This window comes from Streptococcus bovismuti (genome assembly GCF_042436615.2).
In the GTDB taxonomy this organism is placed as follows: domain Bacteria; phylum Bacillota; class Bacilli; order Lactobacillales; family Streptococcaceae; genus Streptococcus.
In genome coordinates, this window is record NZ_JBHMFR020000004.1 from 66,392 (window position 1) to 83,591 (window position 17,200).

Below are 17,200 nucleotides of genomic sequence, written 5' to 3' on the forward strand. Positions count from 1 at the left end.
GAGCAGTTGAAAAATTACTGCTTTTTTGTTACACTAGATAGAAAGACTGTAAAGGATAATCTGGCTTTTTGCCGTTATTCTAGAGAAATGTTATTTCACAGACTGACTAAAAGGAGACACAATGGTAGACCGAGGCTTACTAATCGTTTTTTCTGGTCCTTCAGGGGTTGGAAAAGGAACGGTTAGAAGAGAGATTTTTGAGAGTTCTGAAAATCAATTTCAATATTCTGTATCTATGACGACACGCGCACAACGTCCTGGAGAAGTGGACGGTGTTGATTATTTCTTCCGTACTCGGGAAGAGTTTGAAGAGCTGATTCGTCAAGGTCAGATGTTGGAATACGCAGAATATGTCGGCAACTACTATGGAACTCCTCTGACCTACGTCAATGAAACCTTGGACAAGGGAATCGATGTTTTCCTTGAAATTGAAGTTCAGGGTGCTCTTCAGGTTAAGAAAAAGGTTCCAGATGCTGTCTTTATCTTCCTGACACCACCAGATTTGGATGAATTGCAAGATCGTTTGGTAGGTCGTGGAACAGACAGTGCAGAAGTGATTGCCCAACGAATCGAAAAAGCCAAGGAAGAAATTGCTCTCATGCGTGAGTATGATTATGCGATTGTCAACGATCAGGTGCCCCTAGCTGCTGAGCGTGTCAAACGTGTTATCGAAGCAGAGCACTTCCGTGTGGATCGTGTCATTGGTCACTATCAGGAGATGTTACCAAAATCTCCAACTAGCCGATAAAATTTAGAAAATAGGTACAAGCAAATGATGTTAAAACCCTCTATTGATACCTTGCTCGACAAGGTTCCATCAAAATATTCACTCGTAATCTTGGAAGCAAAACGTGCCCACGAATTGGAAGCAGGTGCGCCAGCAACTCAAGGTTTCAAGTCTGAAAAATCAACTCTTCGCGCTTTAGAAGAAATCGAATCAGGGAACGTTACAATTCACCCAGATCCAGAAGGTAAACGTGAAGCAGTGCGTCGCCGTATCGAAGAAGAAAAACGTCGCAAAGAAGAAGAAGAAAAGAAAATCAAAGAGCAAATCGCTAAAGAAAAAGAAGATGGTGAAAAAATTTAAGGTTGGGGGGACTCAATCTTATTTTTTCTATTGCAAGAATGTACTGACAAGGAGGAGGTGAGAAGATGACTATAGCTAAGATTATCGTAGATGTGCCCTTGATGCAGACAGACCAGCCTTATAGTTACAGGATTCCTGAGGAATTTCTGGGAATGCTGGAAGTTGGGATGCGGGTTCATGTGCCCTTTGGTAAGGGGAATCGCCTGATTCAAGGGATTGTTCTTGGTTTGGAGTCCCAACCAGATGAAGAAGAGGCTAATCATGATTTAAAAGATATTGCGGAGGTGCTGGATTTTTCTCCTGTTCTCACGCAAGAACAACTCTGGCTTGCTGAGGAGTTACGCAAGTCCGTCTTCTCCTATAAAATCTCCATCCTCAAGGCTATGCTACCAGGATTTCTGAACTCCAGCTATGACAAGATTCTCTATCCTCTTGCAGGTCTGAGTCAGGAAGACCGAGAGCGCTTGTTTGGTTCAGAGGATTCGCTTGCATTTTCTTCTCTGGATTTAGCTAAGCAAGCTGAAATGATGCGTTTGACTAGAAAAGGCCTGCTTGGTCTAGAATATCAGGCAATTGATCAAAAGAAGGTCAAGACCCAGTCTTGGTATGAGGTTGACCTTGCTCAATTAGAAAGTGTAGAGATTTCTACGCGTGCTAAGAAAAAGTTGGAATTGAGAGATTATTTGCTGTCTCATCCAGAGAGTGCTTCTTTGGCTAGTTTGTTAGAGTCCTACTCGCGGGAGCAAGTCAACTTCTTTGTGGAACAAGGTGCTGTGACCATAGTCCAAAAGGAAGTTCAACGCTCGGCTGCTTATTTTGAAGGGATTGAAGCAAGTCAGCCTTTGGAATTGAATCCAGAGCAAAGACAGGCGCGTGATGCGGTTGTCAGTGCGATTGGCAGTCATCAGGCTCCCTTCCTCCTTCAAGGGATTACAGGAAGTGGGAAGACCGAGGTTTACTTGCAGATTATCCAAGGGGCCTTGGACAAGGGCAAGACAGCTATTTTGCTGGTACCTGAGATTTCCTTGACTCCTCAGATGACGGAGCGTTTTATCGCTCGTTTTGGGGATAAGGTTGCCATTCTTCACTCTGGCCTGTCTAATGGTGAAAAGTATGATGAATGGCGCAAAGTGGAACGTGGCGATGCCCAAGTTGTTGTTGGTGCTAGATCGGCCATCTTTGCTCCGCTGAAGAATCTAGGTGTTATGATTATCGATGAGGAGCACGAAGCGACTTATAAGCAGGACAGCAATCCCCGTTACCATGCTAGAGAGGTTGCTATTCTAAGGTCCCAGTACAATCAAGCAGCTCTGGTACTTGGTTCAGCAACTCCTAGTCTGGAAAGCCGTGCGCGGGCTGGAAAAGGCGTCTATCAACACTTGCGTCTGACTCAACGCGCCAATCCTTTAGCTAGGATCCCTGAGGTTCAAGTGGTTGATTTTCGTGACTATATCGGACAAAACGAGACGTCAAACTTTACGCCTCCCTTGCTAGAAGCCATTCAAGACCGTCTAGCTAAAAAAGAGCAGGTGGTTCTCATGCTCAATCGCCGTGGTTATTCTAGCTTTGTCATGTGTCGGGAATGTGGGACGGTAGATACTTGTCCCAACTGTGATATTTCCCTGACCTTGCATATGGATACCAAGACCATGAATTGCCATTATTGTGGTTTCTCCAAGGATATTCCTAAGGTCTGTCCTAACTGTAAGAGCCGTAGCATTCGTTACTATGGGACGGGAACACAGAAGGCTTATGACGAGCTGACAGAACTCTTTCCCCAAGCCCGTATTTTGCGGATGGATGTGGATACGACTCGTAAGAAAGGTAGTCATCAAGCCCTGCTTGACCAGTTTGGACGAGGGGAAGCGGATATCTTGCTAGGTACACAGATGATTGCCAAGGGCTTGGATTTTCCCAATGTGACCCTAGTAGGAGTTCTCAATGCAGATACAGCCTTGAATCTGCCTGACTTCCGTTCTTCTGAAAGAACTTTCCAGCTCTTGACTCAGGTGGCAGGCCGTGCAGGTCGTGCTGAAAAAGCTGGTCAGGTCTTGATTCAGTCCTATAATCCGCAGCACTATGCTATTCGATTTGCCAAGGATCAGGATTACGAAGGCTTTTATGCCTATGAAATGGGAATCAGACGACAACTTGGTTATCCACCTTACTATTTCACGATTGGTATTACCCTTTCTCATAAGAAGGAAGAAGAGGTGATTAAACGCGCCTATGAAGTCATGAACATTTTGAGGTCAGGCTTGTCAGAAACCAGTAACATTCTTGGGCCAACGCCCAAACCCATTGCCCGCACCCACAACCTCTATCATTACCAAATTTTAATTAAATATCGTTTAGAAGATGAGCTGGGGCCGACCCTCAACCAAGTCTTGGCCTTGACTCAAGAACGGGAAAATAGTGAGCTCCGTCTCAGCATTGACCATGAGCCACAGCAATTTTTATAAGAAGGAGAAGATATGACAAAATTAATCTTTATGGGGACCCCCGACTTTTCAGCAACAGTCTTAAAAGGACTTTTGACAGATGACCGTTATGAGATTCTAGCTGTTGTGACCCAGCCAGACCGTGCTGTTGGTCGTAAAAAAGTTATCCAAGAAACCCCAGTCAAGCAGGCTGCCAAGAAAGCAGGCCTTCCTATTTATCAACCTGAAAAATTATCTGGAAGTCTAGAGATGGAAGCTATTATGAATTTAGGAGCAGATGGAATTGTGACTGCTGCTTTTGGGCAGTTTCTCCCAAGCAAACTCCTTGATAGCATGGACTTTGCGGTCAATGTTCACGCCTCTCTTCTTCCAAAACACCGTGGTGGTGCGCCTATCCATTATGCCTTGATTCAAGGTGATGAGGAAGCTGGTGTGACCATTATGGAAATGGTTAAGGAAATGGATGCAGGGGATATGATTTCTCGTCGTAGCATTCCGATCACAGATGAGGACAATGTTGGCACCTTGTTTGAAAAATTGGCGCTAGTTGGTCGTGATTTGCTTTTGGACACTTTGCCTGCCTATATTGCTGGTGATATCAAACCTGAACCGCAGGATCCAAGTCAGGTTACCTTCTCTCCAAATATCCAGCCAGAGGAAGAAAAATTAGATTGGACTAAAAGCAATCGTCAACTCTTTAACCAGATCCGTGGGATGAACCCCTGGCCTGTTGCCCATACTTTCCTTAAGGGTGACCGATTTAAGATTTATGAAGCGCTACCAGTAGAAGGTCAGGGAAATCCAGGTGAGATCCTCTCTATCGGCAAGAAAGAATTGATCGTCGCGACAGCTGAAGGAGCTCTATCCCTCAAACAAGTGCAACCAGCTGGTAAGCCTAAGATGGACATTGCTTCCTTCCTCAATGGAGTTGGACGGACATTGACTGTAGGAGAACGATTTGGTGACTAAAGTAGAAACGGCAAGAAGTCTAGCTCTAGCAGTGCTAGAGGATGTTTTTGTTAATCAAGCATATTCAAATATTGCTTTAAATAAACACCTCAAGGGAAGTCAACTTTCGGCAGCAGACAAGGGCTTGGTGACCGAGCTGGTCTATGGAACGGTAGCCCGTAAACTGACTCTGGAATGGTACCTATCCCACTTGATAGAAGACCGAGACCAGTTAGATAACTGGCTCTATGTCCTTCTCCTCATGAGTGCCTACCAGCTCCGCTATCTGGACAAGATTCCAGACCATGCTGTGGTCAATGAAGCAGTGGAATTGGCTAAAGTCCGTAAAAAGGGAAGTGAAAAATTGGTCAACGCCGTTCTTCGTCGTATCCTGCGTGAAGGTTGGCCAGATATTGCCAGCATCAAACGAAAAAATAAGCGTGATTCCATAGCCTATTCTCTCCCGGTTTGGTTAATTGCCAAGCTCAAGGAAGAATACGGAGAGGAGCGAGCGCAAGCTATTTTTGAAAGTCTCTTGGTGCGAAACAAAGCCAGTATTCGTGTAACAGATTTAAGCCAAAAAGAGGAAATCCAAGCCTTGTTGGAGGCCAGTGCTTCATCCTTGTCTCCTTCTGGTCTGGTTAAGGAGCAAGGACATTTTGCAGGCCATGATTTGTTTGCGGATGGAGCTATTACCATCCAAGATGAATCCAGCCAGCTTGTTGCTCCGACGCTTGATTTACAAGGTGATGAACAGGTTCTAGATACCTGTGCTGCTCCAGGAGGAAAAACAGCCCATATAGCTTCTTACCTGACGACAGGTCGAGTTACTGCACTAGATCTTTATGACCATAAGCTGAGCTTGATCCAAGAAAATGCCCAACGTCTAGGAGTTGCAGACCGAGTTCAAACGCAAAAATTAGATGCCAGAAAGGTGCATGAGTTTTTTGGTAAGAATTCTTTTGATAAGATTTTGGTGGATGCTCCCTGTTCAGGAATCGGTCTGCTGCGCCGGAAACCAGATATCAAATACAATAAAGAAACGGCAGATTTCGCGTCCTTACAGGAAATTCAGCTAGAAATATTAGGTAGTGTTTGTCAAACACTACGCAAAGGTGGTATAATAACTTATAGTACCTGTACTATTGTCTCAGAGGAGAATTTTCAAGTCGTTGAGGCGTTTTTAGAAAGTCATCCTGAGTTCGAGCAGGTAAAACTAGAACATGAATGTAAGGATATCATGAAAGACGGCTGTATCCTCATTACACCTGAATTGTATGGAAGTGATGGATTCTTCATCAGTCAATTTCGCAAGATATCGGATTAGGAAGGAACTGACACATGGAAATTTCATTATTAACAGATGTTGGTCAGAAACGAACAAATAACCAAGACTATGTCAACCACTATGTCAATAGAGCTGGACGTACAATGATTATTTTAGCTGATGGGATGGGAGGACACCGTGCAGGAAATATCGCGAGTGAAATGGCGGTTACAGATTTAGGTATCGCTTGGGTAGATACCCAAATTGATACCATCAACGAGGTGCGTGAATGGTTTGCTAACAACCTTGAGATGGAAAATAAAAAGATTAACCAATTGGGGCAAGATGAAGCCTATAAAGGAATGGGAACAACTCTTGAGGCTGTAGCCATTATTGACAATCAGGCTATTTATGCCCACGTTGGAGATTCTCGTATTGGTTTAATTCGTGGAGAAGAATACCACCAGTTAACGAGCGATCATTCCTTGGTCAATGAATTGCTTAAGGCAGGTCAATTGACACCTGAAGAAGCAGCTAGCCACCCACAGAAAAATATTATTACCCAGTCAATCGGTCAAAAAGATGAAATTCAGCCTGATTTTGGAATAATTACCCTTGAGCCGGGAGACTATCTTCTACTTAATAGTGATGGATTAACAAATATGATTTCAGGAAGTGAAATCTATGATATTGTAACCAGCGATATTCCTTTGGCAGATAAGGCAGCAACCTTGATCCGTTTTGCCAACAATGCTGGTGGATTGGACAATATTACAGTTGCCCTTATTGCTGTTAATGAGGAGGCAACGGAATGATCCAAATCGGCAAGATTTTTGCCGGGCGGTATCGAATTATCAAACAAATTGGTCGAGGAGGCATGGCAGATGTCTATTTGGCCAAGGATTTGATTTTGGACGGTGAAGAAGTGGCAGTGAAGGTCCTGAGGACCAACTACCAAACAGACCCGATTGCTGTGGCACGTTTCCAGCGGGAAGCGAGAGCCATGGCGGATCTGGACCATCCTCATATCGTTCGGATTACAGATATTGGTGAAGAAGAGGGGCAACAGTATCTCGCAATGGAATATGTTGCTGGATTAGACCTCAAACGCTATATCAAGGAACATCACCCTCTTTCAAATGAAGAAGCGATTCGAATCATGGGACAAATCCTCTTGGCTATGCGCTTAGCCCATACTCGAGGAATTGTTCATAGAGATTTAAAACCGCAAAATATCCTTTTGACACCAGATGGGACTGCCAAGGTTACAGACTTTGGAATCGCAGTAGCCTTTGCTGAGACGAGTTTGACTCAGACCAACTCAATGCTAGGTTCGGTTCATTATTTATCGCCAGAGCAGGCGCGTGGTTCTAAAGCAACTGTGCAGAGTGATATCTATGCTATGGGGATTATTTTCTACGAGATGCTGACAGGTCATATTCCTTACGATGGGGATAGTGCGGTGACCATTGCCCTCCAGCATTTCCAGAAACCATTGCCATCGGTTATAGCTGAAAATCCATCTGTGCCTCAGGCTTTAGAAAATGTTGTTATCAAGGCAACTGCCAAGAAATTGACAGATCGCTACAAATCAGTCGCTGAAATGTATGTGGATTTGTCTAGTAGTTTGTCTTATAATCGTCGTAATGAACCAAAGCTAGTCTTTGACGATGCGACTAAGGCGGATACCAAGACTCTTCCTAAAGTTCCACAAAGTACCTTGACTTCTATTCCTAAAGCTCCGGTACAAGAGGGAAGACCTCAACCTAAGCCCCAGCCTCATCAGACAGAAAAAACGGTACCTAGTCCAAAGCCAACCAAACGCCGTCGCATGAAAGCACGTTATCCAATTTTATTTGCGACCTTCTTGTTAGTTGTGGCATCTTTGGTATGGATTTTATATAGAACGCCCGCTACCATTGCCATTCCAAAAGTGGCAGGGCAGACGGTTGCAGAAGCTAAAGAAGCTCTTAAAAAAGCCAATTTTGAGGTTGGTGAAGAAAAAGCAGAGGCCAGTGATAAGGTTGAAGAAGGTAGGGTTATTCGTACCGATCCTGATGCTGGTACAACACGTAAAGAAGGAACAAAAATTAATTTGATTGTGTCTTCTGGTCAGCAATCCTTCCAACTCGGAAATTATCTTGGAAGAAAATCTAGTGATGTAGTGGCAGAGTTGAAAGGAAAGAAGGTTCCAGAAAATCTAATTAAGATTGAGGAAGAAGAATCCAACGAAATCGAAGCTGGTACAATCATGAAACAAAGTTTGCCGGAGGGAACAACCTACGATCTTAGCAAGGCAACTCAAATAGTTCTGACCGTTGCTAAAAAAGTAAATTCTATTTCAATGCCAAGTTATATTGGTTCTAGCCGAGAATTTGCAGTCAATAATCTTACACAGATATATGAAGTTAAAAAAGCCAATATCGAAGTTGTAGAAGTGTCTACAGCTCCTGAAGGAACAGCTGAGGGGACTGTTGTAGAGCAAAGTCCAAAAGCAGGCGAAAAAGTAGATTTGAGTACTACTCGTGTTAAAATTTCTATTTATAAAGCGAAACAAACTCATTCTTCTTCAACTTCTTCATCCTCATCCTCTTCTTCGTCCTCAAGTTCTTCTCGGAAACCTAACGAACAAGGGGATGCAGAATCCACTCCAACACAGGGAAATCCGCAAGGCAATTCACAACGAGGAGATACTTCCCGAGACAATCCATAGTGATACTAGAATCTTTGTCATGATTTCGTGGCAAAGATTTTTTTTGACTCCAGATTTGTGATAGAATAGAGGGAGTTGATAAAAGGAGGAAAGCATGGAAGAGTCAAAAGAATTAAATGCCGTCATCGATGTGATTATGCTAGCAGGGACCATTCTCTTAAAAAGTGGTTCAGAGATTCATCGTGTAGAAGATACCATGATCCGTATTGCGCATTCGCAGGGGATTGTGGATTGCAATGTTCTTGCCATGCCTGCCGCTATCTTTTTCTCCATTGAAAATACCAATATTTCGCGAATGAAACGCGTGACTTCCTCTTCTTATAACATCGAAAAAGTCTGCGATGTGAATCAGATTTCTCGTCAGTTGGTAGGTGGAAAGCTTGATTTAGAGACAGCCTTAAAGCAATTGACAGCCTTGCAAGCCCAACCCCTTCCCTATACCAAGTTGCAAGTAACTCTGGCTGCGACCTTTAGCGCTCCTTTCTTTTCAATTATGTTTAGTGGAAATATCTACGACGCACTTGGGGCAGGAGTGGCGACTTTATTTGGTTTTGCCTTTTCTCTCTATGTGGAAAAATTTATCCGAATTCCCTTTGTGACAGCCTTTGCTGGAGCATTTGTCTTTGGGATGATTGCCCAGTTTTGGGCTCGCTACACAGGCTTTCCTTCAACAGCAGATTTGATTATAGCTGGTGCGGTCATGCCTTTTGTACCAGGGATTGCCTTGACCAATGCGGTCCGTGATATTATGACTAACCACATAAACTCTGGTATGAGCAAGATGTTTGAATCCCTGCTCATTACCCTTGCTTTAGGGGCAGGAACTTCTGTTGCCTTGGTATTGATGAACTAATATGACACTAACAACCTTTTTATTACAAGCAGTAGCAAGTCTTCTTGCTATTATCACTTTTTTAATCGTACTCAATGTGCAACGATCTATGCTCTTACCTGGAGGAATTTTGGGCATGGCTGTCTGGCTAATCTATCTCTTGCTCAAGGAACCGACCAATGTTATTGTGGCTACTTTTATTGCAGCCATTATAGGTTCTTGTGTCAGCCAGATTTTAAGTATTCTTTATAAGACACCTGCTGTAGTCTTTATCTTGGCCATCTTGGCACCACTGGTTCCGGGATACCTTTCTTATCGGACAACTGCCTTTTTTGTGACAGGAGACTATAATAAAGCACTGGCAAGTGCGACCTTGGTTGTCATGCTGGCTCTGGTGATTTCCATTGGAATGGCTAGCGGAACCGTGATTCTCAGACTGTATTCCTACTTACAAAAACATCATAATAGTTAGAATAACAAGAGACTTGATTTGGTGAATCAAGTCTTTTTTCTCTCTTTTACTGCCATTTGTGATAAAATAGTATAGAACGATTTTTTACAATGAATGATAAAACAGAGGTAAATATGACAATCGGTATTGATAAGATTGGTTTTGCGACCAGTCAATATGTCTTGAAATTACAAGACTTAGCAGAAGCGAGGGGAATTGACCCTGAAAAATTAAGTAAAGGACTCTTGCTCAAAGAATTGAGTATTGCACCCCTAACTGAGGATATTGTGACCTTGGCGGCCAGTGCTAGTGACTCTATCTTAACTGAGCAAGAAAGAGAAGAAATTGATATGGTCATTGTGGCTACCGAGTCAGGAATTGACCAGAGTAAAGCTGCAGCTGTCTTTGTGCATGGTTTGCTGGGCATCCAGCCTTTTGCTCGTAGTTTCGAGATTAAAGAAGCCTGCTATGGAGCGACAGCTGCCCTTCATTATGCCAAATTGCATGTGGAAAATTCTCCAGAGTCCAAGGTCTTGGTCATTGCCAGTGATATTGCCAAGTATGGTATTGAAACTCCAGGAGAACCCACTCAGGGTGCCGGAAGTGTGGCCATGTTGATTACACAGAATCCACGCATTATGGCCTTTAATAATGACAATGTGGCTCAGACCCGTGATATCATGGATTTCTGGCGTCCAAATTACTCTACAACTCCGTATGTAAATGGTGTTTATTCTACCCAACAATACTTGGATAGCTTGAAAACGACTTGGCTTGAATACCAAAAACGCTACCAGCTTACTTTGGATGATTTTGCGGCTGTTTGCTTCCACTTGCCTTACCCTAAATTAGCTCTAAAAGGCTTGAAAAAAATCATGGATAAGAGCCTGCCTCAAGAGAAAAAAGACCTTTTACAAAACCATTTTGACCAGTCTATTCTCTACAGTCAAAAGGTGGGAAATATCTACACAGGATCCCTCTTCCTTGGACTTTTGTCTCTCTTGGAAAATACAGATAGCTTGAAGGCTGGCGATAAAATCGCCCTTTATAGTTACGGAAGTGGTGCTGTGGCTGAGTTCTTCAGTGGTGAATTGGTTGAAGGTTATGAAGCTTATCTGGATAAAGACCGCTTGAACAAACTTGACCAACGAACTGCCCTGTCTGTTGCAGACTATGAAAAAGTCTTCTTTGAAGAAGTAGACTTAGATGAAACAAATTCTGCCCAGTTTGCTGGCTATGAAAATCAAGATTTTGCCTTGGTTGAAATTGTTGACCACCAACGCCGTTATAGCAAGGTTGAAAAATAATGAAGATAAGTTGGAATGGATTTTCTAAAAAATCATACCAAGAGCGCCTCGAGCTGTTAAAAGCTCAGGCGCTCCTTAGTCCTGAGAGACAAGAGAGTTTGGAGCAGGATGAACAGATGAGTGTGACTGTGGCAGACCAGCTGAGTGAGAATGTAGTGGGAACTTTTTCACTGCCTTATTCGCTGGTCCCAGAGGTTCTCGTTAACGGTCAGGAATACACAGTTCCCTATGTGACAGAAGAACCGTCCGTGGTTGCTGCGGCCAGCTATGCAAGTAAAATCATCAAGCGAGCAGGTGGCTTTACTGCTCAGGTTCATCAGCGCCAGATGATTGGGCAAGTAGCTCTTTATCAAGTTGCTAATCCTGAACAAGCCCAAGAGAAGATTGCAAACAAAAAGACTGAGCTCTTGGAACTTGCCAATCAAGCCTATCCTTCTATCGTCAAACGTGGAGGTGGGGCGCGTGATTTACATGTAGAGCAGATAAATGGCGAAACAGACTTCCTTGTTGTTTATCTCCATGTTGATACCCAGGAAGCCATGGGAGCCAATATGCTCAACACCATGCTGGAAGCCTTGAAACCTGTTTTAGAAGAACTCAGTCAGGGACAAAGTCTTATGGGGATTCTGTCCAACTACGCGACAGATTCTCTGGTGACAGCAAGCTGTCGCATCGCCTTTCGATACTTGAGCCGCCAAAAGGATCAAGGACGAGGAATTGCAGAGAAAATTGCTTTGGCTAGTCAGTTTGCGCGGGCTGATCCTTACCGAGCTGCTACCCACAATAAAGGGATTTTTAATGGTATTGATGCCATTTTGATTGCCACTGGTAATGACTGGCGTGCCATTGAAGCAGGGGCCCATGCCTTTGCCAGTCAAGATGGAAGCTACCAAGGTCTTAGTCAATGGACGCTGGACCTTGAAAGAGAAGAATTGGTCGGTGAGATGACCTTACCCATGCCTGTAGCGACCAAGGGTGGTTCTATCGGCCTCAACCCTCGTGTGGCCCTTAGTCACGAACTACTGGGAAATCCTTCTGCCAAAGAATTAGCTCAGATTATTGTTTCTATCGGGCTAGCCCAAAACTTTGCAGCCCTCAAAGCCTTGGTAAGTACAGGGATACAGCAAGGCCACATGAAATTGCAGGCCAAATCCTTAGCTCTCCTAGCAGGTGCCAGTGAGTCTGAAGTTGCTCCCCTAGTTGAGCGACTTATCGCAGATAAAACCTTTAACTTAGAGACAGCCCAGCGCTATCTCGAAAACTTAAGATCATAAAAAAACTCAGACGAATCGGTCTGAGTTTTCTTGTGCTTATACTCTTCGAAAATCAAATTCAAACCACGTCAGCTTCGCCTTGCCGTACTCAAGTACAGCCTGCGGCTAGCTTCCTAGTTTGCTCTTTGATTTTCGAAGAGTATTAAATACTTTTTCCTGGTAATAAGGTAACTGGTAAGAAGTAACCTGTTGTGGCGACTTCCTTGCCTTCGATTTTTTGCAAGAGGAGGTCAACAGTGAGGCAGGCAATCTCTTCCAAGGGTTGCTTAATAGTAGCCAGTTGAGGGTAGTAATTCTCGATAAAGTAGGTCCCATCATAGCCGATGACTTTAAGCTCTTCAGGGACAGAAATGCCCAGTTCTTGAGCGATTTTAATGACCAGAATAGCTGTTAAGTCATCTGAAGCAAAAATGGCATCTGGCTTTTGTCGAGTTAAGATATTCTTGATTTCCATTTCTTTTCTGACAGGAGAAAAGTCACTGGAAACATTGATAATAGGAGCTTTGGGGAGTACAGAAGCAAAACCAGCGTGGCGTAGCCCAGTTGGCGAATTGGAATTGTCATTCCCTGTAATCATGATGATAGACTGGGCGCCTGTCTTAACTAAGGTCTGGGCGGCAAGAACCCCACCAGCATAGTTGTCAGAGGAAACGACAGGAATATCTGGAGACAGGTTCCGGTCAAAGGAAATAATCGGCGCTGTCACGCGATTGTAGTCTTCGATTCCCAAGTTATGACTGCCCGAAATGATGCCGTCAACCTGATTTGCTTCCAACATTTCGATGTATTCACGTTCCTTCTCAGAATCGTGCTCGCTGTTGCAGATGATGGTCTTGTAACCATTTTTGAAGAGTTGGTGTTCCAGCTTGTCAATCAATTCTGCATAGAAAACGTTGGAAATATTGGGGAAAATCAAGCCGATTAACTTAGCTGATTTTCCTTGCAGACTACGAGCTAGGTTGTTGGGTTTATAGCCCAATTCTCGCATGGCTTCATTAACCTTTTGAATGGTTTTCTCTGATAAATACCCTTTTTTGTTGATAACCCGAGAAACGGTAGTAGGGCTGACGCCTGCAAGTTTGGCGACATCAGTTAGTTTTGCGACCATAATCTAATTCATAGTAAGTTCCAGTTGGGTTTCCAGATTTAATCAGGATACCATTTTGGTCCGCATGTGGGAAGACACGACCAGAAAATACTTTTTCTCCTTTATTGATGAAAATTTCAAAGACAGAGTTATCGATGAAGATTGTAGCAGTAGTAGCTTGATTGTCGATAGGGCAAGAACGTGTAGTTCCAAATTCTTGGGCATACTGTTCTCCAGCCTGGCTACGATCTACTGTCACTTGACCATTTACAAGGTCAAAGTTGATGGAAAGTCCCTTGCCTTCTTGATCAGCAAGTAGGACAATCTCGCTCTGGCTATTGGCTTCCAAGTTGAGTTCGAGTTCGTAAGTGTTCTTGGTTTGGGAACGGTTTGAGAAAGGTTCTTCAGAAACACGAAGGTCCTTGATAGTAGCGACTGGGTATTGGTGGAGTTTGCCGTCTTTGATAGTGAGTTCCTTGACCAAAGAGAAGGTTCCTTGGTGGTCAAAACGGTCAGATGGATATGAAACATCAGGCAAGCCAAGCCAGCTAACAGCTAGAGCACGTCCATCAGGAGCGTTGAAGGCTTGAGTAGCATAGGCTTCGAAACCATAGTCCATGTTTTGAAGTTGAGACACATCTATTATTTTGGCATTTTCAGGGTCAAAGGAAGCCCCAATCTTATACATATTTGGATAGATATTGTCGTAGTCTAGAACTTTCTTATCCAATCCTTGTGGGCAGTAGAGAAGGACAGGTTGCTCCCCTACAAAGACCAGATTTGGGCATTCCATCATGTAGGCAGTGCGGTCGTTAGCAAAGTCAAGGTCACCAACTGCTTGCCAGTTTGTATAGTCGTTGTCTACAGCCTTGTAGAGACGGACGAAGCCTTTTTTCTCCAAGTCCTGACCACCGACGATAGCATAGTATTGACCTTTGAAATTAAAAATTTGTGGGTCACGGAAGTGGTCAGTAGAGTCAGCTGGCTGGTCAATCAAGATCTTGTCAATCTTTGTAATCTTACCATCCTTGTCCATCAAAGCACCGATCTGGTATGGGTGACGGATCCAGTTTTCATCGCGAACATTTCCTGTATAAAATAGGAACAAGTTATCGCCAAACTGCATGGCAGAACCAGAGTAGGCACCGTGGCTATCTAATGGAGTATCAGGCAAAACTTTGACACCAGTTTCTGTGAAGTGAACCAAATCATCACTTTCCAACTGCACCCAAGATTTCAAACCGTGGGCTGCACCGAAAGGAAAATTTTGATAAAAAACAATCCACTTCCCATCAAAGTAAGAAAAGCCATTTGGGTCGTTGAGAAGTCCTGTTTTTGGCTCAACATGGTAATGAGTATGCCACGGAGATTGTGCCATATTTTCCTTAATATTCTTAATTTCTTCTTGCGTCCAATCTTGATAAAGTCTGTAACGACGCTCAGTAGTCCATTCCATTCTTTCATTCCTCCAAAAATCTTATCACTTTTAATAGTAACCGTTTTCGGAAAAAAAAGCAAGACTTTTATGTTAAAAAAGAGAAAAAACTGTCAAACGTTTGTCACAAAATAAATGCAGGAAATCAATCACATTTTCACGAAAATATGAAAGATAATGAAATAAAACCCTTTTAACCAAGATTTCAAACTTATATTTTTTAGGAATACCTGATAAAACAATCAAAAACAATCAACTTAAAGCGAGCCAACTAAGTGGATAGAATATTTTTTCTGCAAAACGCTTGACATATTTCTAAAACATGATAAAATAATAGTCGTAAGGGCGGATAAAATCGCTTTCAAACAAGAACAAAATTTTATATAAGGAGATTTTTGCAAATGAACAATCAGGAAATTGCAAAAAAAGTCATCGATGCCTTGGGCGGACGTGAAAATGTCAACAGTGTTGCCCACTGTGCGACTCGTCTTCGTGTCATGGTCAAAGATGAAGGAAAAATCAATAAAGAAGTGATTGAGAACTTGGAAAAAGTTCAAGGTGCTTTCTTTAACTCAGGTCAATACCAAATCATCTTTGGTACAGGTACAGTTAACAAAATGTACGATGAAGTTGTTGCACTTGGTTTGCCAACATCATCTAAAGATGACATGAAAGCAGAAGCTGCTAAACAAGGAAATTGGTTCCAACGTGCTATCCGTACTTTCGGTGATGTCTTTGTACCACTTTTGCCAGCAATCGTTGCTACTGGTTTGTTTATGGGAATTCGTGGGGCTATTGTTCAAGATCAAGTTTTGGCTTTGTTTGGAACAACTGCGGAAGCTTTTAAAGCAACAAACTTCTATACTTATTCAGTTGTATTGACGGATACAGCCTTCGCCTTCTTCCCAGCTTTGATCTGTTGGTCAGCCTTCCGTGTATTCGGTGGGAATCCTTTAATTGGTCTGGTTCTAGGGTTGATGATGGTTAACTCAGCCTTACCAAATGCTTGGGCTGTTGCTTCTGGTGATGCTCAGCCAATTATGTTCTTTGGTTTTATCAAGGTTGTAGGTTATCAAAACTCAGTTTTACCAGCTTTCTTCGTCGGATTGACCGGTGCGAAGCTCGAAAAGTGGTTACGTAAGCGTATCCCAGATGTATTAGACTTACTCCTTGTACCATTCTTGACTTTCTTGGTGATGTCTATTTTGGCCTTGTTTGTCATTGGACCTGTATTCCATGAAGTTGAAAGCTACGTTAAAATCGCTACTGTTTGGTTGCTCAGTCTCCCAATGGGTCTAGGTGGATTAATCCTTGGTGGTGTTCATCAGGTCATCGTCGTTACAGGTGTCCACCATATCTTCAACTTATTAGAATCTAACTTAGTAACTTCTACAGGTTCAGATCCTCTTAATGCTATTATTACAGCGGCTATGACTGCTCAACTTGGAGCAACCCTTGCTGTTGGTGTGAAAACAAAGAATCCAAAAATTAAAGCTCTTGCCTTCCCAGCTGCACTTTCTGCTGGGCTTGGTATCACTGAACCAGCTATTTTTGGTATTAATCTTCGCTATGGTAAACCGTTTATCATGGGACTTATCGCTGGTGCTGCTGGTGGTTGGTTAGCGAACATCCTAGGTTTGGCAGGTACTAGTTTTGGCATTACTATCATTCCTGGAACACTTCTCTACATAAATGGTCAACTTCTCAAGTATATCTTTATGGTTCTAGTAACAACTGCTCTTGGTTTCGGATTGACTTATGCTTTTGGCTACAAAGAAGAAACAGAAGTGGCAGAAGAAACAACTTCTGAAGAAGCTACAGAGGTAAATGAGGAAATTCCAGCAGCCCTTCAAAACGAAACAATCCAAACACCAATCGTTGGTGATGTTGTTGCTCTTTCAAATGTAAATGACCCAGTCTTCTCAAGCGGAGCTATGGGACAAGGTATCGCTGTGAAACCTAGCCAAGACCTTGTTTACGCACCAGCTGATGCTGAAGTAACAATCGTCTTCCCAACTGGCCATGCTTATGGATTGAGAACAGCTAACGGTGCTGAAATCTTAATTCACGTTGGTATCGATACTGTTTCAATGAATGGTGAAGGCTTCAACCATAAAGTTGCTCAAGGTGACAAGGTTAAAGCTGGAGATGTTCTTGGAACATTTGACTCAGCTAAGATTGCCGCTGCAGGACTTGATAACACAACTATGGTTATCGTAACAAACACTGCAGACTTTGCTTCAGTAAATCCAGTTGCTTCTGGATCTGTTGCTAAGGGTGATGCAATCATCGAAGTTAAAGCTTAATAAATCAAAAAAACGAACAAATGTCATGTTTGTTCGTTTTTGATTGAATGGT

14 protein-coding genes are annotated in these 17,200 nt (G+C 43.1%); 12 read left to right on the plus strand and 2 right to left on the minus strand.

The genetic code is table 11. From position 1 onward, the window contains the following. Positions 1–121: 121 nt before the first annotated feature. From gmk to ACERDH_RS05735, 11 genes are all read left to right on the plus strand, one after another. Entirely contained in the window at positions 122–748 is a 627-nt protein-coding gene (gmk, locus tag ACERDH_RS05685; protein ID WP_218493929.1) for a guanylate kinase, read from the plus strand. 24 nt (positions 749–772) lie between these two features. After that, complete coding sequence (rpoZ, locus tag ACERDH_RS05690; protein WP_000979235.1) at positions 773–1,087, plus strand: DNA-directed RNA polymerase subunit omega; 315 nt, start codon at positions 773–775, stop codon at positions 1,085–1,087. Between the two features lie 65 nt (positions 1,088–1,152). Further along, a complete protein-coding gene (locus ACERDH_RS05695; RefSeq protein ID WP_386684461.1) occupies positions 1,153–3,549 on the plus strand; it encodes a primosomal protein N' in 2,397 nt (798 codons plus the stop codon). Positions 3,550–3,561: 12 nt separating this feature from the next. After that, positions 3,562–4,497: a methionyl-tRNA formyltransferase gene (fmt, locus tag ACERDH_RS05700; protein WP_386684464.1), complete on the plus strand. Its 936-nt coding sequence runs from the start codon at positions 3,562–3,564 to the stop codon at positions 4,495–4,497. After that, positions 4,490–5,803, plus strand: a complete 1,314-nt coding sequence (gene rsmB / locus ACERDH_RS05705) for a 16S rRNA (cytosine(967)-C(5))-methyltransferase RsmB (protein WP_386684467.1) — start codon at positions 4,490–4,492, stop codon at positions 5,801–5,803. The genes fmt and rsmB overlap by 8 nt, the downstream gene beginning before the upstream one ends. A 14-nt stretch (positions 5,804–5,817) precedes the next feature. Beyond that, positions 5,818–6,558, plus strand: coding sequence for a Stp1/IreP family PP2C-type Ser/Thr phosphatase (locus tag ACERDH_RS05710; RefSeq protein ID WP_386684470.1), 741 nt, complete (start codon positions 5,818–5,820; stop codon positions 6,556–6,558). After that, positions 6,555–8,456, plus strand: coding sequence for a Stk1 family PASTA domain-containing Ser/Thr kinase (gene pknB / locus ACERDH_RS05715; protein WP_386684473.1), 1,902 nt, complete (start codon positions 6,555–6,557; stop codon positions 8,454–8,456). Before ACERDH_RS05710 ends, pknB begins: the two co-directional genes overlap by 4 nt. Before the next feature lie 94 nt (positions 8,457–8,550). Beyond that, positions 8,551–9,309: a threonine/serine exporter family protein gene (locus tag ACERDH_RS05720; protein WP_386684476.1), complete on the plus strand. Its 759-nt coding sequence runs from the start codon at positions 8,551–8,553 to the stop codon at positions 9,307–9,309. 1 nt (position 9,310) lies between these two features. After that, a complete protein-coding gene (locus ACERDH_RS05725; protein ID WP_386684479.1) occupies positions 9,311–9,760 on the plus strand; it encodes a threonine/serine exporter family protein in 450 nt (149 codons plus the stop codon). A gap of 113 nt (positions 9,761–9,873) precedes the next feature. Then, positions 9,874–11,046: a hydroxymethylglutaryl-CoA synthase gene (locus ACERDH_RS05730; protein ID WP_386684696.1), complete on the plus strand. Its 1,173-nt coding sequence runs from the start codon at positions 9,874–9,876 to the stop codon at positions 11,044–11,046. After that, positions 11,046–12,320 (plus strand): hydroxymethylglutaryl-CoA reductase, degradative, encoded by a 1,275-nt coding sequence (locus tag ACERDH_RS05735; protein WP_386684482.1) that lies wholly within the window; start codon positions 11,046–11,048, stop codon positions 12,318–12,320. Before ACERDH_RS05730 ends, ACERDH_RS05735 begins: the two co-directional genes overlap by 1 nt. Before the next feature lie 142 nt (positions 12,321–12,462). Here the strand turns inward: ACERDH_RS05735 and ACERDH_RS05740 are convergent, their stop codons facing one another. Together ACERDH_RS05740 and ACERDH_RS05745 are read right to left on the minus strand one after the other, a co-directional pair. After that, a complete protein-coding gene (locus ACERDH_RS05740; protein WP_000226009.1) occupies positions 12,463–13,428 on the minus strand; it encodes a LacI family DNA-binding transcriptional regulator in 966 nt (321 codons plus the stop codon). Next, positions 13,409–14,863: a sucrose-6-phosphate hydrolase gene (locus tag ACERDH_RS05745; RefSeq protein WP_386684486.1), complete on the minus strand. Its 1,455-nt coding sequence runs from the start codon at positions 14,861–14,863 to the stop codon at positions 13,409–13,411. Before ACERDH_RS05745 ends, ACERDH_RS05740 begins: the two co-directional genes overlap by 20 nt. A 380-nt stretch (positions 14,864–15,243) precedes the next feature. Here ACERDH_RS05745 and ACERDH_RS05750 point away from each other — a divergent pair, with 380 nt between their 5' ends. Continuing rightward, positions 15,244–17,148 (plus strand): sucrose-specific PTS transporter subunit IIBC, encoded by a 1,905-nt coding sequence (locus ACERDH_RS05750; RefSeq protein WP_261121403.1) that lies wholly within the window; start codon positions 15,244–15,246, stop codon positions 17,146–17,148. Positions 17,149–17,200 lie beyond the last annotated feature (52 nt).

Excerpts from the sequence above, each read along its gene's own strand:
- gmk (WP_218493929.1), top strand. The coding sequence starts at position 122 with ATGGTAGACCGAGGCTTACTAATCGTTTTTTCTGGTCCTTCAGGGGTT.
- rpoZ (WP_000979235.1), top strand. The coding sequence starts at position 773 with ATGATGTTAAAACCCTCTATTGATACCTTGCTCGACAAGGTTCCATCA.
- ACERDH_RS05695 (WP_386684461.1), top strand. The coding sequence starts at position 1,153 with ATGACTATAGCTAAGATTATCGTAGATGTGCCCTTGATGCAGACAGAC.
- fmt (WP_386684464.1), top strand. The coding sequence starts at position 3,562 with ATGACAAAATTAATCTTTATGGGGACCCCCGACTTTTCAGCAACAGTC.
- ACERDH_RS05710 (WP_386684470.1), top strand. The coding sequence starts at position 5,818 with ATGGAAATTTCATTATTAACAGATGTTGGTCAGAAACGAACAAATAAC.
- pknB (WP_386684473.1), top strand. The coding sequence starts at position 6,555 with ATGATCCAAATCGGCAAGATTTTTGCCGGGCGGTATCGAATTATCAAA.
- ACERDH_RS05720 (WP_386684476.1), top strand. The coding sequence starts at position 8,551 with ATGGAAGAGTCAAAAGAATTAAATGCCGTCATCGATGTGATTATGCTA.
- ACERDH_RS05725 (WP_386684479.1), top strand. The coding sequence starts at position 9,311 with ATGACACTAACAACCTTTTTATTACAAGCAGTAGCAAGTCTTCTTGCT.
- ACERDH_RS05730 (WP_386684696.1), top strand. The coding sequence starts at position 9,874 with ATGACAATCGGTATTGATAAGATTGGTTTTGCGACCAGTCAATATGTC.
- ACERDH_RS05735 (WP_386684482.1), top strand. The coding sequence starts at position 11,046 with ATGAAGATAAGTTGGAATGGATTTTCTAAAAAATCATACCAAGAGCGC.
- ACERDH_RS05740 (WP_000226009.1), bottom strand. The coding sequence starts at position 13,428 with ATGGTCGCAAAACTAACTGATGTCGCCAAACTTGCAGGCGTCAGCCCT.
- ACERDH_RS05745 (WP_386684486.1), bottom strand. The coding sequence starts at position 14,863 with ATGGAATGGACTACTGAGCGTCGTTACAGACTTTATCAAGATTGGACG.
- ACERDH_RS05750 (WP_261121403.1), top strand. The coding sequence starts at position 15,244 with ATGAACAATCAGGAAATTGCAAAAAAAGTCATCGATGCCTTGGGCGGA.